Origin of the sequence: Halomonas sp. NPDC076908 (assembly GCF_050269715.1) — a bacterium.
GTDB lineage: Bacteria > Pseudomonadota > Gammaproteobacteria > Pseudomonadales > Halomonadaceae > Vreelandella.
Map to the genome: position 1 here is coordinate 115295 of NZ_JBNNIW010000011.1, position 24085 is coordinate 139379.

The window sequence follows — 24085 nt, forward strand, 5'->3', positions numbered from 1 at the left end:
TTTAATCTGCGACTTTTAATACCCTCCAGAAGCCGTATAATGCTGCACCCGAGGCACCCTTGCTATAGCAGTGTGCCGACATTAACGAGGGTTCCCTAACCCCTCTTAGCGTAAAAAAAGGCCTACCCAAATGTTTGCATTGAGTGACGCTCAACACCGTCGTTGCCTACTGGTGATGGTGGTTTTCCATATCGGCATTATTGCCGCCAGTAATTATCTCGTTCAACTGCCCTTTACCCTGTTTGGCTTTCATACCACCTGGGGCGCGTTCAGCTTTCCGTTTATTTTCTTGGCGACTGATCTCACCGTACGCCTGTTTGGGAAGGGCCCCGCCCGAACCATTATTCTTCGCGTTATGTTCCCTGCGTTGCTGGTCTCGTATGTGGTATCAGTGGTATTTCCCCGCGGCAGCTTTGCCGGGATCGAGGCATTGTCTGAATGGAACCTGTTTGTTGCCCGTATCGCATTGGCTAGCTTCTTAGCCTATGTAATTGGTCAGTTGCTGGATGTGCAGGTATTTGACCGCTTACGCCAGTGGGCCTGGTGGGTAGCGCCGGTATGCTCAACAGTGATTGGCAATCTTGCGGATACCTTTGCGTTCTTCTCCGCCGCGTTCTATAACAGCCCAGACGCCTTTATGGCGGCCAACTGGGTGGAAATTGCGGCCGTAGACTATGTGATTAAATTGGCGATTAGCCTACTCTTCTTCTTGCCACTTTATGGTCTGTTGCTCGCATGGTTAACGCGCCGCTTAGTGCTATGGACAGGGCAGGAAGATGGGGAACCACGCACAGCGTAACGCTGTATTAGTTAATCATCGCTTATTAGCCACAACCGCTTAGGAGCTTGCATGACTGACATTGCCACCGTTGATCTTTACTGTATCGATTTGCCCGCGGATGAGGGGGCGGTGGATGCAACGCCGCTGGTAGTGATTCATGGCTTGCTAGGCAGCGCTGATAATTGGCGCTCGCATCTAAAAGTGTGGCAGCGCAGCCGCCGAGTGGTCGCCGTGGATCTGCGTAATCATGGCCGTTCTCCCCACGCAGAGGGCATGGCCTACGTCACCATGGCAGATGATGTCGTGGCGCTGCTCGATAAGCTTTCGATTAAGCATGCCCATGTGCTTGGCCACTCAATGGGGGGCAAAGTAGCGATGAGTTTGGCGCGTCTTGCCCCAGAGCGGGTGGCTTCGCTGGTAGTCGCGGATATCGCCCCGGTAGCTTATGAGCATGGTCACGATGATGTGTTTGCCGCGTTAGAGAGCGTGCGCGAAGGCCAGCCGAAAACGCGCCGCGAAGCTGATGAGCTGCTGGGCGAGCATGTCGATTCCCGGCCAACGCGTCTGTTCTTAGCCACGAACCTAGTGCGTAACGATGAAAATGTGATGGCGCTGCGAGTAGGCTTAGATCATATCAAGCGCGGCTACAGCGATATCATTGGCTTGCCGGATGGCGAACAGCCGTATGAAGGCCCGACGTTAGTGCTGCGCGGTAGCGATTCCCACTATGTGGCTGACGATATGCTGCCCGGCTTGCGTGAAGTGTTGCCCCGTGCCCGAGTGGTCACCTTGAAAAATGCCGGTCATTGGCTGCATGCCGACCAGCCAGAAGCCTTCCAACAGGCGGTTGACGCCTTTATCCAAGCGGTGTGACGGTTAGTCCATATTGTTCGGGGTAGCGCAGGAAGCGGTTCAAGATTCGGTAGCTATCAACATCAAAAATTGAGGGCGTATCCACCAGCTGTTTTGCCTGCGCCAAGCTTGCCGCACTGCCTAAATAACACCATTGACGAACAACGTGCCAGGCAGGTTTCGCATTACCTGCCGGGCGCTCTTCAATCGCAATACTGCCCGGCCAAGGCCACACGTTTACCTGCAACTGCTGTAAGGCCGTCTGGGAGCGTTGTGTGTGTTCGGCTAGGGGCTCTTGCCCATTGCAGGCGCCACGGCACTTACCCAACTGATTAGCGAAGCAGCGCCCTTTACCTTTTTCAAGACCCAACACCTGCGGGCAAAGCTGCTGCTCTTCTGCGATGCTGCGCAGCGCGCTTTTAGCCTCTCTTGCGTTGCGAAATAAGCCAAACAGTTTGCCTTGATGCGGCTGGCTAAGAGCGTTGCCGCTTAGTAGTTCAGGTTGATAGACGCCTTCAGGCCAGTGCCAGGTCGTCAGTTTCCCTTGACGGCGCAATTGGCGGTTCATTATCGGCATTAGTGTTTTGACCAGTTGGGCTTCGCGCAGTTGAGCGCCTAAATCGCCGGCGGTCTCCTCCCATTCGATATGCTGCACCTGCTGGGCAAGGCGCATCTCTTTATCATCCTGGTGATCGCGTTGAAAGTGGCCTAATACGCGGCTGCGTAGATTGATACTTTTGCCAACGTAAAGCGGTAAGCGATTATGGCCGTAGAGTAAGTAAACCCCTGGGGTGGAGGGTAACGCTTCTAGCTGGGCGCTATTCAAGTGCGCAGGCAGCGTGCGGTGGCGGCGCTCTTCCTCCAAAAGTGTCAGCCATGTCTCAGCGCTGTGTTCGGCCTGCCATGCTTGCCAGAGCGACCACAGCGCATCGACATCGTCCCCCGCGCGGTGATGGCGAACCGGCGTGATGCCATAACGACTGAGTAGGGCTTTCAGGTTATGCTGCCGCTCTTGAGGCGCAAATCGCCTTGACATGCGTAACGTGCATATTAACTGAGCGCGATAATCTTGCCCTACGCGCTTAAATTCGTTACGCAAAAAACTGTAGTCAAAGCGAGCGTTGTGCGCCACCAGTTGGCTGTCACCTAGCCATTCACGAAGCGATTGTGCAATGTGGGCAAAACGCGGCGCATCGCTCAACATATCATCGCGAATGCCCGTCAGTTGGCTGATTTGCGCGGGTACTTTGCATTCGGGGTTAATCAAGCTCGACCAGCGATCAATCACCTCGCCATTGACCACTTTAAGGGCGGCAATTTCAGTAATGCGGTCACGGGTGGCGCGGGTGCCGGTCGTCTCCACATCGATAAAAATCAAAGCGGTTTTGCTCATACTGCTCCGAAGTTTTCGTTAACCGTTTTTGCTGAACGTTTTTTCATAACCGTCACAGCTAACGATTTAACGTTTGAAAGCTATAACGTATGTGGGTCTACAGCTAACCGTGAGAGGGGAAATGTGGCATCGATCTGGCCTCTTTGTAGTAAGTAAGCCTCGAATGCGTTGTAGCGCTTGCTATCAAGAGCAGCAGGGCTTAATGCCATGCGTCGCAAGATGTCATCCCAGGCAGCTGTATTGATATCGTTATCGAGCACCGGATGAGCGGCTACTAACAGTTCCCAGGCAGCCGTGGGGTTTTCAATAATCCAGTGGCTGGCTTCTTCAACGGCGAGTACAAACCGTGACCATGTGTCTGCGCGGCGCACTAGCGAGTCACTATTGGCCAATACCACCAGACCATCGTAGCGGGGAATATCCAGTGCGTCGAAGCGAACCAGATGGGTAGTGATGCCTTCGGTCGCTAGCTGTGGGGGAAGAAAGTGAAAAAAACCATCTGCGACAGCGTCTGCTTGACCTTCTCTTAGTGCTCTAGCAGGGTCGAAGTGTAAATTTTCTGGAGCAGAATAGTCATCGGTTTGTTGAACAGAGCGCGGTACTAAGCGAGGAATGCTCAGATTAAGGCCTTCCCGTGTGGTATAACCGTAATGTAAACCTGCTAAATTTTTCTCTACCTCAAGAGGTTCTGCGCCCATCACGATGACCGCCGTCAATGGGGTCTCAATGAGGGTGGCGATACGGGTAATAGGGGCACCTTCATGGGCATGCAAATGAAGCAGAGGTTGCCGGGTTAGCGCCAAATCGACGTCTCCGGCGGTTAGTAGCTTGATAGCAATGGAGGGGTCGGCTGGTGACTGGATATCGACATCAAGCCCTTGAGCGGCATATAGGCCTCGTTCTCTGGCTACTACCAAGGCAGCATGCTGAGGGCTTAAGTACCAATCTAGCATCAGGGTAATGTTTTTAAGTGGCGGTGGCTCAAGTGGGGGAGCCGGGGTAATTGCCATGGTAGGTGCTTCATCTTCGCTTACACCTTTCGCAGGTAGCCACAAAGAATGGGGCACCACTACCTCCGTATCCAGTGTCAACGTGGTACTTTCCTGGCCGTCTTCTTGACCGCTTTCTTGATCATCATTACTTGCGTAACTAACTGAGTTTAAAAATAATAGGGTAAAAAATACGGTGAGAAAAGCAACCAGCCAATGGCGTGATAGACAGCGCAACATAGTCAGTGACTCCAAATGTTGTGACGGCGAAGTGTAGCCGCCCTAGAAAGCTCCTGACCAGCCTTTTGACCACAATCATGCGCTGAGAAGGCACAGTAAATTCAGTGGTTACATGTAATAATAGCGCGATATTGAAGTAGAGGAAGAGAGTCATGGACGCAATTTATATGTTCTTTTTGGTGGGCGGTGCCTTGATGGCACTGAGCATCTTGGCGAGCCGTTTATCTTCAATGATGGGCGTGCCAGTGCTGCTTATCTTCCTTGGGCTTGGCATGCTGGCCGGTGAAGAGGGCTTGCTTGGCCTCGTGTTCGACGACTACACCATGGCGTTTACTATCGGCCATCTCGCGTTAGCCATGATTTTGTTAGATGGTGGCTTGCGTACCCGCCTCAAAACTTTCCGGGTTGGTTTTAAACCCGCGCTCTCCTTGGCCACATTTGGCGTCCTTATCACCAGTGCCATCGTAGGTTTAATCGCGATGTGGGTGTTTGATCTGACGCTGGTCCAAGGTTTACTTGTTGGTGCTATTGTTGGCTCTACCGATGCCGCAGCGGTTTTTTCCATGCTGAGCGGTCGTGGCGTTAATCTTAACGAGCGGGTGAGTGCAACGTTGGAAATCGAGTCCGGCACCAACGACCCGATGGCGATTTTTCTGACCTTGATGCTGGTTGAGCTGCTGGTGGGCGATATTGGAGGCCCATTTGAGACACTGCTGTTTTTCACTTCGCAATTTGGTATTGGTTTAATTGTTGGTATTGGCGGTGGTTGGCTAAGCGCCAAGCTGCTGCGCTGGCTCGACCTCGCGCCCGGCCTTTATGCCATGTTGGCGTTAGCGCTAGGGTTCAGCGTATTCGGCTTAACCAGTGTATTGGGCGGCAGCGGCTTTTTGGCGATTTATCTGGCAGGCTTGATGATTGGCAATCAGCCCGGTCGCCACCTGAACTTTATTCTGCCAGTACACGATGGCTTAGCGTGGCTCAGCCAAATCGGCCTGTTCTTGGTACTAGGCTTATTGGTAACGCCTAGTGAGCTATGGGATGTCGCACTACCCGCAGGGTTGGTGGCGCTGGCGCTTATCTTTATTGCTCGCCCACTGGCGGTTTTGATCACCATTAAACCGTTTTTTAAATTCCGTTGGCGAGAAACCTTCTTTATTGCCTGGGTAGGCTTGCGTGGTGCGGTGCCCATCGTACTGGCGATCTTCCCGGTCATTGGTGGGGTCGAGAACGCCTCGCTCTACTTTAACGTGGCGTTTGCTGTGGTATTGATGTCGCTGCTGATTCAGGGCGGCTCGTTAACGCTTATGGCCAGATGGCTAAAAGTAGAGGTGCCTGTTGGTACCGTGCCCAACCGACGTGGCCCGCTGGGTATCCTGCCAGAAAATGATTTTGAACTGTTTGTGTATGGGGTAGAGAACCAAGATTTAGACGATGTGCCCATCCGTTTACTGCGTTTCCCCTCTGGGGCACTGATTTCTGCCCTATTTCGCGATCACGCCATGCTTCACCCCAAGGGGAGCACGCGCCTAAAGCTCGGCGATGTAATCTGTGTTATTGGCCGCTCAACCGATTTAAACGCCCTTAATCGGCTATTTAATGGCGATGCCAAGCTTAAACAGGAGCGCGCCTTCTTCGGTACCTTTACCTTAGATGGCACCGCACAGATGCAGGATGTCGCCCAGGCGTATGGCCTAACACTAAGCCCTGGCGAGCAGAACATAACCCTAGCTGAGTTTATGGCGCTACGAGTAGGCGGACACCCCGTATTAGGCGATGACGTAGACTGGCACGGCATTCATTGGGTGGTCAGTGATATGGAAGGCGGAAAAATTACCCGTGTTGGCTTACGTTTGTACTAAAAGACGTTGACTTAAAAAGGAAAGCTGTTAGTATATGCACCCGTAAGCCGGAGGGATGGCAGAGCGGTTGAATGCACCGGTCTTGAAAACCGGCGTAGGTGAATAACCTACCCAGGGTTCGAATCCCTGTCCCTCCGCCAAAATATAGTTTCAGGTGTTCCCAGAGATACCAGAAACCCAGCAACGAAGCGCCTTAGGGCGCTTTTTTGCGTTCTATACGTTCCGTTCATTCCTTGACATCCCACCTTGAGAGGGGGCATAAGTGGGGGCATTAGCCGAAATCACGTTTTTAGGTGCCCCCAATGACCCGAGCCACCAACAAGCTTTCAGCAACCGCTGTGCGCAATGCCAAGCCGAAGGAAAAAGCCTATAAGCTGTCCGATGGTGGCGGTATGTATTTGGAGATCACCCCCAGCGGTGGCACTTACTGGCGGCTGAAATATCGCTTCAACGGCAAAGAGAAGCGGCTGGCGCTTGGTATCTATCCAGAGACTACGCTGGCCCAAGCCCGAGAAAGGCGAGAGGATGCCCGCCGTCAGCTTGCCCAGGGGATTGACCCGAGCGCAGCGAAGCAAGCCGAGCGACGTGCAAGCAAGGTAGCGGCTGCCAACACGCTGAACGCAGTGGCCACCGAATGGCTAGCCGTTCATAAAGATAAGGTGGTTCACGACCACTACCGTCACGACAAGCGCCGCCTAGAACTTCACTTGCTGCCGGTGTTGGGTAACCGTGTGCTTTCTGAGATTACGGCCCCAGAATTGCTTGATTGCCTGCGTAAGATCGAGAAGCAAGGCAAGCTAGAGACAGCCAAGCGAGTGCGCACCCTGGCGAGTATGATTTTTCGTTATGCCATAGCGACAGAGCGCGCCGACCGTGACCCCGCCGCCGATCTGAAAGGTGCCCTTAAATCGCCGCAGACAAAGCACCATCCCGCCATTACTGAACCGGATGAAATCGCCAAGCTGATGCGCGCTATTTACGCCTATTCAGGCGAGCCGGTAACGTTGGCCGCGCTCAAGTTGTCCGCGTTGGTGTTCGTTCGCCCTGGCGAGCTTCGCCGCGCTGAATGGGACGCGATCAACCTGGAAGAAGCAACCTGGAAGTTCACCCCGAGCAAAAATGGCCCGCCGCTAATCGTGCCGTTGGCTTCGCAAGCAATCGAGGTGCTGACCGATCTACACGACCTAACCGGACGAAGCCGGTATGTGTTCCCAGGTGCTAGAAGCCGTGAACGCCCAATGAGTGAGAACGCTATTACGGCCGCCATGGCTGGTATGGGCTACAAAGGCCGAATGACCGCCCACGGCTTTAGGGCCATGGCCCGCACGGTGCTAGAGGAGCGCTTAAACTTCCCGCCAGCCCACATTGAGCAGCAGTTGGCCCACGTAGTAAGAGATGCCAATGGGCGCGCCTACAACCGGACGGCATTTCTTGAGCAGCGCCGCGCCATGCTGCAGGCGTGGGCCGACTATCTAGATGCTTTGCGTGATGGTGTCCAAAATGTGGTGCCGATAAGGGGGCAAGTATGAGCGATGCAAATGAGTTTGGAGTGCTTAACGAAAAAATTGTACAGCTTGAAGCATGGACGGTGAAGCAAGCGCATCAAGCTAATCGTGATTGGAATGAAAATGCCCGCCAAAAATATCTTCCTTGTGGGCCTGTATTTCAATGGACTGCTTGGAATGAAATCCTGCCAGACTTTCAGAAAGCATATGAGCAGCAGCCTGATTCTAAAATTCTTTTTAAAGCTCTAAGCATATGCTTGAGTCGAGGACTTCCAGCTCCTGCATGGTGTTCGAAAGCATTCCTAAAATCATGGCGAAAAGTGGAAAACTACGAGACGCGTACGTTAGATGAAGCATTTGCCCATAGCAATAAGGGCATTAATTTACGTCATGCTAAGCGTAAGCGATTGCTTGCAGATAAAGTCACAATAGATGTGATTTTAGCGATTGAAGACGGTGCGAGCACAGAAAATGCTTTGCGCGAAATAGCTAAGGAAATAGGTGTTTCTTATGAGTTGGCCAGAGAATGGTATTACGACCGTCGTGCTAGGTTCGACTTTCTAGGAAAATCTGAAAAACCGTAGAAGGATTATAATTGCTTGGGATTACATCCTGTTCCTGTTCGTACCACAACAGACAGGGTGAACCTATATGAGCCAATCCAACCGTAAAACCCTCATTAAACGCCGTGAAGTGCTGGCGCGCACAGCGCTAGCAAACTCCACCCTATATCGGCTGATGAAAGATGGCACTTTTCCCCAGTCTGTTCAGATTGGCCCGCGCTCAGTGGCATGGGTAGAAGATGAGATAGACCAGTGGATTCAGCAGCGTATCGAGAGCGCCCAGCAGCAGAAGGGGGCCGCGTGATGTTGACTTTATCCCATACGTTCCCCTATGCTTCACTTGCTGGCGCAAAATCGTCAGTCGGGCGTAGGAACCCGTTTACCTCTAGGCGCAACAGCGCCCCCATATTAGCAGGCGCTTTTTTTGTGCCCGCTAAATGTTATGGCGGCTGTGCGTGGGCAAGCTTCGGCTTGGCCGGTTTCCTAGAGTGCCGGTTTCCTACCCTGCGTACAGTCGCCACCCAATCCCGTAGGAAGGATCGTGGCGACTCCTTAACTCTAGGAGTGTCACCAATGACGGCATCAATCCGCCTATCTAATCTTGTTACCCGCAGCTTATCCAGTCGCGCCGCTGCCCATCGGGCCATGGCTAAAAGTGCCTTGTTTGCCGATAGCAGCGCCAGCACCCGCCTAAAGCGTTACAACCACCACATCGAAAAAGCCGAGCTACTAGAAGCCCGCGCCCTGAATACTGCCAAGCGCAGTGTAGGGGGTGAAGCGTGAACACCAACCAAAAAACGCACCTACACGACCTTGAGGACATCTTGGGCGCTGTATATGGCCTAGCCGACATGCTGGAGCAAAGCGGCAGCCATGAAGGCAGCGAAGACGAAGCGCCAGCCCTTAGCCGCTTTCATCGTGGCTGTATGACTACGGCTATAAAGCACTTGGCTAACCGCGCTAGCTCGCTAGTTGACATCATCGGGGAGCAAGAGGCCAGCAAGGCAGGAGGCACCGATGCTAAATGAGCTCTACTTGACCGGCATTCTCCGCACGATGCGAGAAGAAGCCGAGACAGCCGAGCGCCGCGAAGAAGACATAAGCCCCGCCGCGCTAGTTCAGTTTGCCCAGATGATTGAAGACTCAGTTTACAAAGGTGACGCCGCCATGCCCCGTACAAACACTAATGATTATGTCCGCCAGCTAGAGAACACCATTAGCGACTATACCCAACAGCTAGAGCAAATGACGCTTGCCGGTGAAGACCTTTTGAAGCTGGAGTCTTTGCTCAAAGCTATTGTGGCCCTGCTGGATAAGGATGCGTTCGATTTAGCCAAGGATGCCGAGCGGCTAGCCTGCGTTGGGCATGAGCTTGCTAAATATAGAGCTGAATACTTTATGGATGCGGCAGACTGCCTTGAGGCGACAATTTCACAGCTAGAAGTAGAGTTCGAAGAAGAAAAGGAAAAAGTGATTTTTGCCGAAGAGGGGGAGGTGTAACCATGGCCGCGCCGTTCAATAAAAAGCGCGGCCCTGAGGGGGGCCGCGCCGATCTTTCGAAGCCGTCTTGCAAGATCAATCCTAACACCCAGCAAGGCATGGTGCTAGAGGTTTTGCGCCAGCACCCCGCAAGCGCTTTTGAGTTGCAGCACTTGCTTCCCCTGGCAGATGCCCGCGCCGTGGTGCGTGATCTGAAAAAGAAAGGCTTTCCGATCGACACGGTAGAAGCGCCCAACCCAAACCAGAATGCTCGCTGTAAGACGATAAAGCGGTATCGCCTAATAGAAGCGCAGTGAGTCAACAGTGAGCCTCTTAGAGAGGCTCACTTCTGGAGGACGCTATGCCCAGGAAAAAGCGCGACAGCGTGGCGACACCTGGCGGCTTTCTCGCACTGCCCAAGCTGCTGATGGAACAGCGAGACTTTAGAGAGCTGTCGCCGTCAGCCTTGAAGGTGTTAATGGTACTGGGAAGCCAGTACAACGGTCGCAACAATGGCGATCTGTCCGCCACCCATTCAATGATGGAGGACTGGGGAGGGATGGCCAAGGCGACGTTAGCCAAGGCGTTACGCGAGCTGCAAGACCGCGAGTTAATCGTTAAGACCAGAGAGAACCGGCACGGCAGAGAAGGTGCCCGCTGTGCGCTGTTTGCCTTGACGTGGCAGACCATAGACGATTGCCCAGGTAAAGACCTAGACACGCCGCCTAGCATCGTGCCCAGGCGCAAGTTATCGAGAGGCTAAGGAATCCCACCAAGCGGTGGGATTTTTTTTGCATTTAGCTTTTGTTATTGAACAGTCATTCGATTTTAACCGCGTTCAAAAATTGAACCCTATAGGGCTAAAAATTGAACCCTTATTTATAAAGCGGTCGTTTTGCTCCAAATAAGGGGCTAAAAATTGAACCCTTATCCCATTATTTCGATTTTTACCGCGTTCAATAATTGAACACCCTTCTAGAGTTACCACGTCAGTGAGCTTTTAGCAGGGAACACAACAGAGAGAACGGCACAGAGAGAGAAGCCAAGGCGTGAGCAATAAGCGCCCACCTTGTAAGCAATCACAGTAATGGTGATATAAACAGTTATGTTATAACATTGCATTTATGGGCTAGGTGTTATAGCGACACCACCAGACGACCAACCGACAAGGTAACGAAAATGAAAGTGTCAGCACTACGTGAGCAGCGAAGCGCCAAAGTTGCGCAAATGAAGGGCATGATCGACAAAGCCACCGATGAAGGCCGCGATCTGTCAGCCGATGAAGCTAAGCAGTTTGAGACGCTCAAAGCAGAGGAGCGCGCCCTGGCCGGTCAGGTTGACCGAGCAGAGTATTTAGCCGAAGCCGAGCGCCGCAGCGTTGCCGCACCGGTAACCGGTGATGCTGGCGCAGACTTCAACAAGCTGGCGCGTCAGGTAAGCGTGATGAAGGTAATGCGCGCTCAGATGGAAGGCCGCAGCCTGGACGGTGTAGAAGCTGAATACGCCCAGGAGGCCGAGCGCCGCAGCGGTCGCAAAGCACAAGGCGCATTCGTGCCAATGGCTGCGCTAGAGACCCGGGCCAACACGACCGGCACCGCTGGCGAGATCACCCCAATTGACCACCGCCAAGACCAGTACATTGACGCGCTGCGCAACCGCTTACTGGCTCGCCGTCTTGGTATCCGTATTCTGTCTGGCTTATCGGGTGACGTGAGCATTCCGAAGCACGGCAGCGGCCTTGCTACCGGTTGGGTGACAGAAGGTGGAGCCGTGCCAGAAGGCGAAATGAGCTTTGGCGAGGTGAAGTTGTCACCTAAGCACGTAGGCGGCAAAACCGAAATGAGCCGCCAGCTTATCCAGCAATCAAGCCCAGACATCGAGCAGCTAGTTCGTGGCGATCTGTCCGCCTTGATTGCCCAGCAGATTGATAGCGCGATTCTGAACGGTTCCGGTGCTGCAGGTGAGCCGCAAGGCATTATCGGTGCCGCTGGCATTCAAACCGCCGACATTCCCACCACGTGGGCCGGTGTGCTTGGTTTATCCGAAATGCTAGAGCTTGAAAACCTGGAAGGCGCGGCTTGGCTATCAGCCCCAGGCGTGAAGACCACCCTTGGCAGCACTGAGAAGGTGGCCGGTTCCGGTTCTGGCTTCCTGCTGCAAAACGGCATGATGGACGATAAGCCCTACTGGTCTACTAATCAGATGCCCGCTAGTACGCTGCTGTTTGGCGACTTCTCGCAAGTGCTGCTAGGTATCTGGTCAGAGATCGACATCTTGGTGAACCCCTACGCTGAACCGGCTTATAGCCGTGGCGGTGTTCAGGTTCGCGCTATGGCGACCTGTGATGTGGCCCTACGCCACCCGCAAGGCTTCATCGTCGCAACCCCGGGCGCATAACCATGGAGCGCCGTGCTAGCAGTGAATTGAAGCCCAAGGGCCGCAAGCTGACCGGCTACGTTGCCCGCTTCGATGAACCCACTGACCTAGGGGAGTTCATCGAGGTGGTACGCGCTGGCGCGTTTACCCGCACGCTCGCCGGTACCGGTGCCCAAAACATCCGCGCTATTTACGAGCATGATGGCCGCGCACTGCTAGGACGGTTGGGCGCTGGTACGTTGCGGCTAACTGAGGATGCCGTGGGGCTGGCCTTCGAGATCGACCTACCCGACACCACCTTGGGCCATGACTTGGCCCACTTGGTGGAGCGTGGCGACGTGGCTGGCTGTTCGTTTGGCTTCCTGCCGGTGAGTGATGCGTGGTCAGAGCGTGAAGGCCGCGCCGTTCGTGAGCTCACAGACGTGGACTTGATCGAGGTCACCATAACCGCGTCACCCGCCTACGACACCACCAGCGTACAGGTTCGCGCCAGCCAGCCCCTAGGCATCCGACTTGCCCGCCTATACGTGGAGGCTTGCCAGTGAAGTTAATCAAGCGCCTATTTGAGAAGCGCGCCGCCGATGCCTACGACACCTACTGGAACCGCTTCACCGCTTCGCAAGACGTGGCAGGTGTGGCGGTGAACTCCAAGAGTGCCGAAGGTATCAGCGCCGTTTATGCTGCAGTAGCGGCCATTTCTGAGAGTGTGGCCAGCCTGCCGCTAGACATCTACCGCCGCACTGAGGATGGGCGCGAGAAGGCCCGAACCCATCCGCTGTTCAAGCTGTTGCACTCAGAGCCAAACGAACAGCAGACCGCGCTAGAGTTTCGGGAAATGCTTCAACGGCATGTTCTGTTACGTGGCAATGCTTATGCCGAGATCAAGTGGAACGCTGCCGGACGCATCGACAGCTTGAAGGCGCTTCACCCTGACAGTGTGAACGTGCTTATCACCCTAGACGATAAGCTGGTGTATGAGGTGACAGACCGGCACGGTAAGCGCCGCCGCCTGCTGGCGTCTGAGGTGCTTCACCTGCGTTACCACAGTGATGACGGCCTGATGGGGCGAAGCCCGATTGAGGTGGCCCGCGACACGGTAGGGCTGGCGCTAGCAGAGCGCACCCACGGGGAACGTATGTTTGCCCAGGGTACCAAGCTATCAGGCGTTATACAGACCCAGCCAGCGACCACCAAAGAGCAGGCCGCGCAAATACGCGACAGTTGGGCCGCTGGTCAAGGCGGTGTAAGTAACCACGGCAAGACTGCCGTTCTACCCGCTGGTGCCGAGTTCAAAACGGTAAGCATGACGCTTGAAGATGCCGAGTGGATAGAAGCCCGCCGTATGAGCGTGGAGGAGGTGGCCCGCCTGTTCCGTGTCCCGCCGGTGCTTATTGGCGATCTGCGAGAGGCCAACTACTCCAACGCGGTAGAGCTTGGCCGGTACTTTGTGACCCATACCCTACGCCGTCACTTAGTGATGTGGGAGCAGGCAATCAACCGCGCCCTAATCAACGACCCCGCCACTTTCTACGCAGAGCATAATGTTGAAGGGCTACTGCGTGGCGATAGCCTCAAGCGCTCACAGTTCTATGAGCGGGGCATATCAGATGGTTGGATGCTGCGCAGCGAGGTGCGCCGCCTGGAGAACCTGCCCAGCATCGAAGGCATAGACGATGAAGAAGCTAAGGCACCTACCCCTTAATAGCGCCGCGTGGGCGCGTCTGCGTGCCCAGGTGCTAGCCGAGGAGCCGCTTTGTAGGCACTGCGCAGCGCTTGGGCTGGTGGAGCCTGCCACCGATGTTGACCACATTGTCAACGGTGAGGGCGACTACTCAGACGACAACCGCCGCGAGAACTTGCAGCCATTGTGCCACCCGTGCCACAGCCAGAAGACCCGCGCCGAGATGAGTGGCGGGGAGTTGGTGCTGGTGGGATGCGACACCAGTGGCCGACCCATTGACCCAAACCACCATTGGAACCGCTAAAAAATCACGAGGAACCGTGGCGACAGACACCGCCCCCCAACCTCTTTTTTATCGCTAACTGCCATGAAAACAACCGCCCGCCGCCACCGATCTGACAGCGCCAAAGCGGCCATAGCCGCCGCCCAGGCCGCCGCCATGGAGCCAATAGCGCCACCGGCTTGCGTTCGCCTGCGTGAAAGTGACCGGCCCGTGTGGGCTGCCATAGTGACCGCTAGGGCGCGTGATACCTGGACGGACGCCGACCTTATTTTGGCTGGCCAGCTTGCCCGCACCTATGGCGACATAGCCCAGCTAGAGGAGTTGATCGACCAGCAAGGCATGATCTTAGGCGATCAGGTCAACCCCGCTTGTACGCTGCTGGATAAGATGAGCCGCCGCGCCCTGGCCATGGCACGGCAGCTAAAGATCGACACGATCAGCGTGGTGGGCAAGTCGCAAGACATCAACAAGAGCGCCGCACTAGAGCGCGATGCGCGCCAAGGCGTTGACGATGACGACGGCTTGATACCGAGAACACTGCAATGACCCGAGCCGAACGCATTATCAAATTTATTGAGCGCTATTGTGTAACGCCTGAGGGCGCTGGCGTGGGTAAGCCGATGGTGCTGGCTAAGTTTCAGAAGCAATTCATCATCGACGTTTACGACAACCCCGCCGGTACCCGCCGCGCTATTCTGTCCGTTGGCCGCAAGAACGGCAAAACCGGCCTTATCGCCGCGCTACTGCTGGCGCATTTGGTAGGCCCAGAGGTGAAGCAAAACAGCCAGCTAGTTAGCGGGGCGATGAGCCGCGACCAAGCCGCGCTGGTGTTTAACCTGGCTTCAAAGATGGTGCAGATGTCGCCCGAGCTTTCCAAGATCGTGCGCATTGTGCCCAGCGGCAAGCGGCTTATTGGTCTGACAATGAACACTGAGTTTAAGGCGCTGGCAGCCGATGGCAAAACCGCCCACGGTCTTAGCCCCGTGCTGGCCATACTGGACGAAGTGGGGCAGGTACGTGGGCCGCAATCTGACTTTGTGGACGCGATCACCACCAGCCAAGGCGCACACGAAAACCCGCTAATAATCACGATCAGCACCCAGGCCGCCAACGATGCCGACTTGCTAAGCGAGTGGATAGACGACGCCCTAAGGTCGAAAGACCCACGTACTGTTTGCCACTTGTACACCGCGCCCGCTGACTGCGATCTGATGGACGTTGAAGCATGGCGCGCTGCCAACCCTGCGTTGGGCATCTTCCGAAGTGAAGACGATATGCGCGAGCAGATGGCCCAGGCCGAGCGAATGCCGAGCATGTCTAACAGTGCCCGCAACCTGCTACTTAACCAGCGTGTCAGCCTAGACAGCCCGTTCATTAGCCCAGACGTATGGGCAGACTGTGCAGCCGCGCCGCTGCCGTTTGATGGGCCGGTGTTTGGTGGGCTTGATCTGTCAGCCCGTACCGACTTAACCGCCCTGGCGCTAGTGGGCAAGGTCGAGGGCGTATGGCAGGTTCAAATCTACTTTTGGACGCCAGAGCAAGGCATTTTCGACCGAGCTAAAAAAGACCGCGCCCCCTATGACGTGTGGGCGCGTGATGGCTTCCTGCGAACTACCCCAGGCGCAACCGTGGACTATGAGGCGGTAGCCGCTGACCTAGGCGACATACTGCAAGACGTAGACCTTCACGCCCTGGCCTTTGACCGCTGGCGCATCGACATCTTCAAGAAAGAGCTAGACCGCCTTGGCATAGAGTTGCCGCTGGTACCCCACGGGCAAGGCTTCCGCGATATGGCCCCAGCACTTGACGCACTTGAAGCCGAGTTGCTGAACGGACGCATAGCCCACGGCAACCACCCCGTTTTGACAATGTGCGCCGCCAATGCGGTCGCTGTAACGGATCCCGCTGGCGCTCGCAAGCTAGACAAATCCCGCCGTACTGGACGCATTGACGGCATTCAAGCCTTGGCGATGGCCATGGGGGCCGCCCAGTCAGCCGAAGAACCCGCCACCATTGAAACAGAGGTTTTATTCGTATGAGCGTTTCACTTGAAGAAGCAAAGGCCCATCTTCGCTTGATAGATGAAGACGACGCCGAAGACGGCTTGATTACCGGCTTAATTGAGGCCGCTGTTGGCTACGTGAGCGAGTACCTAGGCGATGACCTACCTGAACCGATGCCCGCGCCTGTGCGTGCTGCTGTGCTGCTACTGGTGGCCGATCTATTCGAGAACAGAGAGCGCCAAAGCGTGGGAGTAGGTAGCTACCAGCAAAACCCCACCTTCCAACTTTTGCTAAACCCGTACCGGTCTAACGAGGTTTTCTAATGGGCGACCTGAAAAGCGAGTTTGCATGGAACGAACGACCCGCCGGAGAATATCGCACCGACCGCCTGGAAGAAGAACGCGAACGTTTAAAGCGGCGCTTGGTGTGGGCAATGCGTAAGCAGGACGCCCAAGCCATTGAACGCTTAAACCAGCGGATTGAAGCGCTAGAGGATGCGATCGACGACGACTTGGCCCCAGGGTGCCCCGCTAATAGATTTGAGCGTTATCGTGGTGTTTGGTGACACAGCAATTTAGGGGGCATATATGGGGGCACAATCAAAACGAAGGGGTGATAAAGTCCAGCTATGTAAGCGTTTAAAGGGTGCTTTGTGAGAGACTGTCCCTCCGCCACCTAATATGAAAAAAGCTCCTGGTTCGTCAGGGGCTTTTTCATTTCTAAGCTTTACACTTCTTGCGAAGCAAGTCTTCTCTACCTTATTCACTTCATCGTGTGCTAGATGAGTGTCCGCGTAAAAAGCCGGGCTGATTCAAATATCGTACTGCTCGCGCGCATAATCGCCCAGTCCCACCGCATCAAGCCGCGCAAGTGGAGCAAGGAAAGTCACTTGAATAACACCTGGTGCCCGTCCAATTTCGATTGCACCATTTATTGTGGCTCGGTTTCGAACTTCAGCGACACCCACATCAAGCAGCTTTGCGGCACGCTCCAGACCGTTCTCGATTGCATCATTCAGGTTAGCTGCGGTGCCAATCACAGATATTGGCGCTAGCGTTTCGATTTCTGAAACTCCCCATTTCTGTGCCAGTCGCTGACCTTTTGCTTTTTCCGAAGCACTGAAAGGTTTTGCTAACGGAGGTAGATCCTCTAGCAGAGGAAACAGTACCGGGCCGTCTAGAGGGTAATTCTTCACGACCTCGACCTGTAAAGTTACACTTCCAGCAACGTCCATTGTATGGCCTGCAATCTCGCCATCGCCTTGACCTGCATGCATATCCCCCATGTAAACCCCAGCTCCAGGCACCTTTACTGGTGCAATCAGAATCGCACCTGCGCGAACTGCATCGATATCCATATGCCCATCGGTCTTATGCTTGGCTAACTGTTCGACCGTAATGCCATACTCATGTGGCGCTCCTACCAGGAAAGCTCCAAAATCGCCTGCATTATGACTGTCGGGCATTGGCATTGAGGGGCAGGTGCCTAGTTGCCCCATAAAAGGACGAGTTCGAACCAGAGTCCCGGGCATATCCGAAGGGGCATAGTTGAGAATGGAATGCTGTCGGCTTCCATCAGGGAGGGCAGAGTAATGGTCGGCTTTTTGTGCGATAAGAGCGGCTACATTGCTTGGAACCGTGAGCCCGACTGTGCGGGCCTCGTCAAAGGTCACGGTGTAGCCATGTACGATTTCAAACGGGGTGACAGGGTTATTACAAACATCACACTTCACTGAATCTTGCCCGCTGCCCTCGATATGAGTTTCTGGCCAGATGGTGTCACAGACCGGGCAGCGAGCCGCGACATAGGGGTCGCCAAGGCAGAATCCTTCGGGGGAGCTATCATGCCCCGATGCGGTGGCAATGGAGGTGACGGTGATTTCACGGATACGAATAGCAATGCCATCACCAACTTCTGCACCCTCTACAAAAACGGGTTTGGTTACTTCATGCCCACCACGCAGGCGGGGAGTAATCATGGGTCCCCAACATCCCGGGGCTGTATTTGCAATAATAGTGCCGCCATTTTCAACGGGACCTAGCATGGGTGCTCCAGGATCTAGCACGCTATTAGTGAACTCCTGCACCACAACGCTGCGGCGTGCCTTCGAAGATGCGGTTGTTACATTTTGCATAACAATATCCCTCTGTTTTCTTAAGATAGGAAAAATTAGCTCTCCATCACTTATCTCAAGGGGCAACCTTGAGCCTCTCGCTGCGACGACGCAAAAGCTCCATCGTCATCAATAGCAACGTCGAAAGTAGAATCAGAATGGTGGCCATCGCCGCTATGGCTGGACTGATGTTCTCCCGGATACCGGAAAACATCTGGATCGGCAAAGTACGCTCGGTTGGACTGGCAATGAACAGCGCCACCACTACTTCATCAAATGAAGTGGCAAAAGCGAATAACCCTCCAGAAACCATACCCGGTACGATTTGCGGTAACACCACGGTAAAAAATACTCGAAGCGGGCTAGCGCCCAGGCTTGCCCCAGCACGCATCTGATTGAAATCGAACCCCTGTAGCGTGGCATTCACAGTAATTACCACAAAAGGTACACCAAGAACGGTATGCGCCAGCACTAGTCCCGTGTATGAATTGAGCAAGCCTACCTGAGCAAAAAAGAAATACATGCCCACTGCCACGATGACTAACGGTACCACCATCGGTGAAATTAAAAGGGCAATGATCAGCCCCTTGCCTGGAAAATCCGCACGATTAAGGCCCACAGCCGCCAGGGTGCCGAACGTCATGGCCAGCACCGTCGCCAACGGTGCCACTATAAGACTGTTCTTGAGCGACTCCATCCATGGGCCAGCGCTGAAAATTTCTTCGTACCAGCGCAGCGAGAAGCCGGGTAACGGATAAGTTAAAAAGGAACCGCTGCTAAACGATAGCGGAATGATTACAAAGACCGGGGCAATAAGAAACAGCAGGACCAGACCGCAAAAAACGCGGAACAGCCAGAACCATAGTTTCTCTACCGGAGATGCATAAGGAGGCAAGGCCATTACTTAACTCCCAATTAACTGCTTGCGATTTACCAAACGGTGATAAACCAGATAGAGCATGAGTGTTAATGCCAACAGGATACTGCCCAGTGCCGCCGCCATGCCCCAGTTATTAGTGGTATTGGTGTAGTAGGCGACGTAATAGCTGACCATCTGATCCGCCGGACCACCCACCAAGGCTGGTGTTATGTAGTATCCCAATGCCATGATGAATACCAGAATGGTGCCTGCTGCTACCCCAGAAATCGTCTGCGGTGCATAGACCTGCCAGAAAGCCGCAAAAGGTTGTGCGCCTAGTGATACCGCCGCGCGCTGATAGCTGGGCGAGATACCCTTCATCACGCTGTAAAGCGGCAATACCATGAACGGCAACAAGATATGTACCATGGCAAAGAAGACACCGATTCGATTGAACACCAATTGCAAAGGCGTATCGATTATCCCCGAAGCGATCAAACTCTGATTCACCAGACCATTGGATTGCAGCAAGATGATCCAGGCCGCCGTGCGTACTAAAAGTGAGGTCCAGAAGGGCAACAGCACCAGTATCATCAATAGATTGCTGGTTTTGGGCGGTAGTGTTGCCAAGAGGTAGGCGAGTGGGAAGCCTAGTACCAGACAGATTAACGTCACTCCACCGGCTATCACCATGGTGCGCTTAAACACTGATTGATAAATTCGATCCTGAGCATCGATGCGCTGAATCTCACCGTCAGTGCCACGCTCTAGATCCAGTGATGCCAGTACATATCGATCAGTGATCGGTGGTGAAGCGCGCTGAATCTCTAGCCACGTGGTGTTTTCACCCCATGCTGGATCTATCTCTGCTAGTGTCTCGGTCCAGTTTTCGCTACTTGCCGGTAGCCCTCGTAGAGTGCGTACCAACAATCCGCGATACTGGCTATTTTCATAGTTGAGACGGCGGCCGATTTTACCTAAGCCACCGCCAATGCGTGAGTCACGCAATTCAGTAGCAAATGCGGCAAAGGTTGCTTCTTCAGGGAGATCGATACCATTCCATTGCTGCAAACCAGCCACTGTGTTTGGCATGACTGATTCTAGCTCTGTGTTATCCACGCTGCGCCACAGCATGCTGCCGATGGGAAGCACAAAAAACACGATCAAAAATAGCGCGAGCGGTGCCACAAGTCCGATAGCCTTAAACTTGCGTAAGCGATCGGCGCGCTTAAGTTTCGTTTTAAGATTTGCTTCGGGCGGTTCCTTCGGCCTCGCTGCAACTGAATGATTGCTCATGGCTCCCCCAGCGAAGTATTTGATGACGCCTAGGCTTAGCCGTGACGTTCAATCAATAGAACAGCGGTCCGAAGACCGCTGTCAGCACCTTCGATTAGCGCGTCGCCCAAGCATTAAAGCGTTGTTCCAACTGTTCGCCATAATCCACCCAGAAGCCAGTATCAATAGCAAGCGCACCTTCCAGGTTGTCGGCATGCGTTGGCATGCGTTGAGCCTGTTCTTCATCAAGTTGCTCAATGGCATCTATATGCACTGGACCATAGGGTATTTCACTGGAATAAACCGCCTGGTTTTCGGGCTGGCTGGCGAACTCGATAAACTGATAGGCCTCATCCACGTAATCACTGCCCGAGACAATTGCCCAATAATCAAGGTCGTAGAGGCTACCATTCCAGACGATTTCAAGATTATTACCCTCTTCCTGTGCGGCGGCGATGCGGCCGTTGTAGGAGGAGGTCATGACCACATCGCCAGCAACCAGCCACTGAGGGGGTTGAGAACCGGCTTCCCACCACTGGATATGATCCTTGAGCTCGTCGAGCATTGCGAAAGCACGGTCAACGCCTTCATCCGTCATCAGTACATCATAAACTTCATCAGCGGGTACCCCGTCAGCCATCAGGGCAAATTCCAAGGTGTACTTGGCGCCTCGACGCAGGCCCCGGGTGCCCGGGAATTCTTCTACGTTCCAGAAATCCTCCCAAGATGTAGGGGCGGTATCAAGAGAGTCGGCATCATAAGCAAGCACTGTGGACCACACGAAGGTACCTACACCGCATTCATCAATGGCTGACTCAATCAATTCATCGCCAAGACCCAATCGTTCCCAGTCGATAGGTTCAAATAACCCTTCAAAGCAGCCGCGTACCAATTCGGGGGACTCCATTTCCACCAAATCCCAGCTGACATTGCCGGTCTCGACCATGGCTCGAATGCGCGAAAGCTCACCGTTATAATCTCCAGGCGTGAGGTTGATGCCCGTTTCTTCGGCAAAAGGACCGTAATAGGCCTGATTCATAGCATCACCGGAGGCGCCACCGAAGGAAATGACGGTCAACGCCTGGGCACTGGCCGATGTGGCTAGTCCAGCGACCAATAAACTGTTAACTGCCACAGCACGGGCTAACCGAGTACGCATCAAGTTGTTATTTTTCATGGTATTCTCCTGGTCGAAAGCGACTTTCAGTCAGTACTAAAAATGCACGTTGGAAAGCGTGCAGTGAACCATAGTTCCTCTACAAAGGCTTTTGGCGGGTGCTCAAGTGGCTAAGAAGTCACCAGCCATTAAGAAACGTTTAAGGCGCGAACATCTTCGTTTCGCCAACCAAGATCAACAACATCTCCTGGTTTCAATTGGCTCGAAAAGTCATCTACCGGCACTTTGGCTACAAAATTATTGTTGCCAGCAAGCTCACAACGCACTCTCAAGTGGTCACCTAAGTAGATAAATTCATGCACCTTGCCTTGTAAACGATTTGGAAGCTGGGTCGCAGCGCCGTTGAGCTTGACTCTTTCGGGGCGAATCGAAAGCCGAGTGGCATCGCCTTGAGAAAGGTTTGGGCCGAGTAGTGCCCCTGTGCTGAAACCTTCTCCGAAGGTCACTCGGCAATCTTGTCCCTCTACCGATTCGATACGACCAGGCAGAGTGTTGTTCTCGCCTATAAATTGTGCCACGAAAGCATTAGCGGGAAATTCGTAAAGATTGGTAGGGGTGTCAATCTGCTGGATGACGCCATCGTTAAATACCGCCACTCGATCCGACATGGTCAAAGCCTCGCTTTGATCATGAGTCACGAAGATCACCGTTAGCCCGAGTTGCTTATGAAGATGCTTTATCTCCAGTTGCATTCGTTCGCGTAACTGTTTGTCCAAGGCTCCTAAGGGTTCATCCATCAAGATCAATTGCGGCTCGAACACCAGTGACCGAGCTAATGCTACTCGCTGCTGCTGGCCTCCTGAAAGTTGCGTAGGGCGTCGCTTGGCGAATTCTCTAAGCTGAATCATATCTAAAATATCAGAGACCCTACGCTCGATTTCAGATGAAGGTAGGCGGCGGGTTTTCAGCGGATATCGAATATTTTCCTCTACTGTCATGTGCGGGAAAAGAGCATAGTTCTGAAACACCATGCCGAAGTTACGCTTATGGGGTGGCACGCTATTCAGACGCTGAGAGCCGAGGAAAATATCTCCGCTGGTAGGTACTTCAAAGCCCGCCAACATCATTAGGCAGGTCGTTTTGCCCGAGCCTGAAGGGCCCAGTAATGTGACGAATTCGCCCTTATGAATAGCGAGGTTGAGATCCTTTACGACTAGCTTTACTCCATCGTAGGTCTTTTGTATGCCTTCAAATCGAACCAAAGATGTCGAATGGTCTGAACTGGAGAGTGTCGTTTTAGTTGGCATCGATTTTCCCGCAGCATGAAGGAGGCGCGGTGACGTCGTTAAACAGTGAGACAATCACACTAAAATTTAGAATTATTAAAGAAGCATCAACAAGAGCTTAGCGTCGACATCCAGCACGTCAACTAGATAACCGTACTTCTATTTACTTTCTTTCAACGAAAAGATACGCATCGCTTTTACCATTATCAGCAGTGGCAGGCTTAAGTGCGGCCTTGAACCGAATGGGCAGTGCAGCGCTAGAAATGCTCTTCCGCGCTGCCGCTTTTAATAGTCAATCAGGCTGCGACGTTTTTTTGGAGATGGAGGTAGAGGGGGTCAAACTCGCCTGCTTCTTGTAGCTTTTGCCAGTCAGGTACCGTCATTTTAACTTTCACATTGCTGATCAAACCGTCGGCACGAAGTGCCTGCAATACGCGGTTGGTGTGAACTTGAGTAATACCAGTGGCATCTGCAAGCTCCGCCTGGGTAGCTGGCATCTCAAAAGATTCATCATCCGCAAGGCCTACCGCTTTCAAGCGCATTACCAGTTCACACAGTAAATGAGCGATTCGTGTGTAGGCTGGGCGTTGCCCATTGTTTAATAGCCACTCCCGAAAGATAGAAGCATGCACGAGCGTCTCGCGCCAGAAGGCAGCGGTAAGTCGAGGATAACGCTCGCATAGATTGCGTAGATCCTTGTGCTGAATAAAACCAAGCTTGCAAGGACTAATCGAGGCGATATTAATATCTATCACCTTCAGATGCAGGCTTTGCATGTCGGGAAGGTCGCCAGGTACATACAGGGCGAGTATCTGGCGCTTACCCTCAGCCGTCATTTTATAGATACACGTATAGCCTTCAAGAATCATAAAGCACTGAGTGGGGTGGTCTCCAATCTTTACGATGTCTTGATTAGTCTTGATGTCGGATACTTTGATGGGCAGTTCTTTCAGCCCTTGTTTCTCCTCATCAGTAAGAGGGAAGATACTTTCCAGCTTGCGGATCATGAGCTGATTTGGAGTGATAATTGCTGTAGCCATACCTGTTAACTCCACAAGACGCAATAATGAAGCTCTGAGCCCCTTTATCGGTACTTATATGATCCGGCTAGTCGCCAGTGGCAGCACGATGACTGCCACTGGTAACTAGTTGTTCGCGCCACTAGCTTTTAACGATAGCCATAACCGAGCTATCAAAATCCTGATCTATTGACCTGCGTGCCTCGCATACAGTCGCCGTAGGCCATTGTGTCACCGGATCGTTCGGCAACTGAACGGCAGTCAGCGGTTCTAGAAGAGGAGGGGCCTGAGCTGCAACCCACCAGGATTAGAGCGAGCTTGGTTTCAAGTAATAACTGCAATTTCATTACGCGGCGAGTAAATCGTCTCGCCGCCCTATAAATAACTCATTCGGTGATCGTCCACCTCTGGT

27 protein-coding genes and 1 tRNA gene are annotated in these 24085 nt (G+C 53.6%); 20 read left to right on the forward strand and 8 right to left on the reverse strand.

The features are described 5' to 3' along the window. Positions 1-130 precede the first annotated feature (130 nt). Positions 131-799 (forward strand): 7-cyano-7-deazaguanine/7-aminomethyl-7-deazaguanine transporter, encoded by a 669-nt coding sequence (locus ACQKE4_RS08785; protein ID WP_427387879.1) that lies wholly within the window; start codon positions 131-133, stop codon positions 797-799. A 51-nt stretch (positions 800-850) separates the two neighbouring features. Beyond that, positions 851-1654, forward strand: coding sequence for an alpha/beta fold hydrolase (locus ACQKE4_RS08790; protein ID WP_427387880.1), 804 nt, complete (start codon positions 851-853; stop codon positions 1652-1654). Here the strand turns inward: ACQKE4_RS08790 and ACQKE4_RS08795 are convergent. Both ACQKE4_RS08795 and ACQKE4_RS08800 read right to left on the reverse strand, forming a co-directional pair. Then, complete coding sequence (locus tag ACQKE4_RS08795) at positions 1638-3026, reverse strand: exonuclease domain-containing protein (protein WP_427387881.1); 1389 nt, start codon at positions 3024-3026, stop codon at positions 1638-1640. The genes ACQKE4_RS08790 and ACQKE4_RS08795 overlap by 17 nt on opposite strands. Positions 3027-3106: 80 nt before the next feature. Next, positions 3107-4117, reverse strand: coding sequence for an ABC transporter substrate-binding protein (locus tag ACQKE4_RS08800; RefSeq protein WP_427387883.1), 1011 nt, complete (start codon positions 4115-4117; stop codon positions 3107-3109). 290 nt (positions 4118-4407) lie between these two features. Between ACQKE4_RS08800 and ACQKE4_RS08805 the strand changes: the two genes are divergently transcribed. The 18 genes from ACQKE4_RS08805 to ACQKE4_RS08890 all read left to right on the forward strand — a co-directional run bounded on the left by ACQKE4_RS08805 (position 4408) and on the right by ACQKE4_RS08890 (position 16569). After that, positions 4408-6114, forward strand: a complete 1707-nt coding sequence (locus ACQKE4_RS08805; protein WP_427387884.1) for a potassium/proton antiporter — start codon at positions 4408-4410, stop codon at positions 6112-6114. Positions 6115-6163: 49 nt separating this feature from the next. Then, a tRNA-Ser gene (locus ACQKE4_RS08810) sits at positions 6164-6254 on the forward strand. A 162-nt stretch (positions 6255-6416) separates the two neighbouring features. After that, positions 6417-7643: a tyrosine-type recombinase/integrase gene (locus ACQKE4_RS08815; protein WP_427387886.1), complete on the forward strand. Its 1227-nt coding sequence runs from the start codon at positions 6417-6419 to the stop codon at positions 7641-7643. Then, positions 7640-8203: a hypothetical protein gene (locus ACQKE4_RS08820; protein WP_427387887.1), complete on the forward strand. Its 564-nt coding sequence runs from the start codon at positions 7640-7642 to the stop codon at positions 8201-8203. Before ACQKE4_RS08815 ends, ACQKE4_RS08820 begins: the two co-directional genes overlap by 4 nt. A 67-nt stretch (positions 8204-8270) precedes the next feature. Next, complete coding sequence (locus ACQKE4_RS08825) at positions 8271-8486, forward strand: helix-turn-helix transcriptional regulator (RefSeq protein WP_427387889.1); 216 nt, start codon at positions 8271-8273, stop codon at positions 8484-8486. 269 nt (positions 8487-8755) lie between these two features. Further along, on the forward strand, positions 8756-8965 hold the full coding sequence (locus ACQKE4_RS08830; protein ID WP_427387890.1) for a hypothetical protein: 210 nt from the start codon (positions 8756-8758) through the stop codon (positions 8963-8965). Then, positions 8962-9210 carry a hypothetical protein gene (locus ACQKE4_RS08835; RefSeq protein WP_427387892.1) on the forward strand — a complete coding sequence of 83 codons (249 nt, stop codon included), beginning with the start codon at positions 8962-8964 and terminating at the stop codon, positions 9208-9210. Before ACQKE4_RS08830 ends, ACQKE4_RS08835 begins: the two co-directional genes overlap by 4 nt. Next, on the forward strand, positions 9200-9682 hold the full coding sequence (locus tag ACQKE4_RS08840) for a hypothetical protein (protein WP_427387893.1): 483 nt from the start codon (positions 9200-9202) through the stop codon (positions 9680-9682). Before ACQKE4_RS08835 ends, ACQKE4_RS08840 begins: the two co-directional genes overlap by 11 nt. A gap of 2 nt (positions 9683-9684) precedes the next feature. Next, the gene (locus ACQKE4_RS08845) at positions 9685-9978 is read left to right on the forward strand and encodes a helix-turn-helix domain-containing protein (protein WP_427387895.1); all 294 of its coding nucleotides are present in this window, start codon (positions 9685-9687) and stop codon (positions 9976-9978) included. Between the two features lie 44 nt (positions 9979-10022). Beyond that, on the forward strand, positions 10023-10424 hold the full coding sequence (locus tag ACQKE4_RS08850) for a hypothetical protein (RefSeq protein WP_427387896.1): 402 nt from the start codon (positions 10023-10025) through the stop codon (positions 10422-10424). Positions 10425-10840: 416 nt separating this feature from the next. Then, on the forward strand, positions 10841-12058 hold the full coding sequence (locus ACQKE4_RS08855) for a phage major capsid protein (protein WP_427387897.1): 1218 nt from the start codon (positions 10841-10843) through the stop codon (positions 12056-12058). A gap of 2 nt (positions 12059-12060) precedes the next feature. Next, positions 12061-12582, forward strand: coding sequence for an HK97 family phage prohead protease (locus tag ACQKE4_RS08860; protein WP_427387899.1), 522 nt, complete (start codon positions 12061-12063; stop codon positions 12580-12582). Further along, the gene (locus ACQKE4_RS08865; protein WP_427387900.1) at positions 12579-13739 is read left to right on the forward strand and encodes a phage portal protein; all 1161 of its coding nucleotides are present in this window, start codon (positions 12579-12581) and stop codon (positions 13737-13739) included. The genes ACQKE4_RS08860 and ACQKE4_RS08865 overlap by 4 nt, the downstream gene beginning before the upstream one ends. Then, positions 13711-14022, forward strand: coding sequence for an HNH endonuclease (locus tag ACQKE4_RS08870; protein ID WP_427387902.1), 312 nt, complete (start codon positions 13711-13713; stop codon positions 14020-14022). The genes ACQKE4_RS08865 and ACQKE4_RS08870 overlap by 29 nt, the downstream gene beginning before the upstream one ends. Before the next feature lie 63 nt (positions 14023-14085). Beyond that, a complete protein-coding gene (locus tag ACQKE4_RS08875) occupies positions 14086-14547 on the forward strand; it encodes a hypothetical protein (RefSeq protein ID WP_427387903.1) in 462 nt (153 codons plus the stop codon). Beyond that, positions 14544-16040, forward strand: coding sequence for a terminase large subunit (locus tag ACQKE4_RS08880; RefSeq protein WP_189463082.1), 1497 nt, complete (start codon positions 14544-14546; stop codon positions 16038-16040). Before ACQKE4_RS08875 ends, ACQKE4_RS08880 begins: the two co-directional genes overlap by 4 nt. Beyond that, positions 16037-16327: a head-tail connector protein gene (locus tag ACQKE4_RS08885; RefSeq protein WP_427387904.1), complete on the forward strand. Its 291-nt coding sequence runs from the start codon at positions 16037-16039 to the stop codon at positions 16325-16327. Before ACQKE4_RS08880 ends, ACQKE4_RS08885 begins: the two co-directional genes overlap by 4 nt. Continuing rightward, entirely contained in the window at positions 16327-16569 is a 243-nt protein-coding gene (locus tag ACQKE4_RS08890) for a hypothetical protein (protein WP_427387905.1), read from the forward strand. Before ACQKE4_RS08885 ends, ACQKE4_RS08890 begins: the two co-directional genes overlap by 1 nt. Before the next feature lie 246 nt (positions 16570-16815). On the opposite strand, the gene ACQKE4_RS08895 is transcribed toward ACQKE4_RS08890, so the two are convergent. From ACQKE4_RS08895 to ACQKE4_RS08920, 6 genes are all read right to left on the reverse strand, one after another. Beyond that, positions 16816-18138 (reverse strand): acetamidase/formamidase family protein, encoded by a 1323-nt coding sequence (locus ACQKE4_RS08895; protein WP_427387906.1) that lies wholly within the window; start codon positions 18136-18138, stop codon positions 16816-16818. 55 nt (positions 18139-18193) lie between these two features. Next, on the reverse strand, positions 18194-19018 hold the full coding sequence (locus ACQKE4_RS08900; protein WP_427387908.1) for an ABC transporter permease: 825 nt from the start codon (positions 19016-19018) through the stop codon (positions 18194-18196). 3 nt (positions 19019-19021) lie between these two features. Continuing rightward, positions 19022-20272, reverse strand: coding sequence for an ABC transporter permease (locus ACQKE4_RS08905; RefSeq protein ID WP_427387909.1), 1251 nt, complete (start codon positions 20270-20272; stop codon positions 19022-19024). A 94-nt stretch (positions 20273-20366) separates the two neighbouring features. Continuing rightward, the gene (locus ACQKE4_RS08910) at positions 20367-21428 is read right to left on the reverse strand and encodes an ABC transporter substrate-binding protein (protein WP_427387910.1); all 1062 of its coding nucleotides are present in this window, start codon (positions 21426-21428) and stop codon (positions 20367-20369) included. A gap of 128 nt (positions 21429-21556) precedes the next feature. Then, entirely contained in the window at positions 21557-22675 is a 1119-nt protein-coding gene (locus tag ACQKE4_RS08915; protein ID WP_427387911.1) for an ABC transporter ATP-binding protein, read from the reverse strand. A gap of 275 nt (positions 22676-22950) precedes the next feature. Then, entirely contained in the window at positions 22951-23694 is a 744-nt protein-coding gene (locus ACQKE4_RS08920; protein ID WP_427387912.1) for a Crp/Fnr family transcriptional regulator, read from the reverse strand. Positions 23695-24085: the final 391 nt, after the last annotated feature.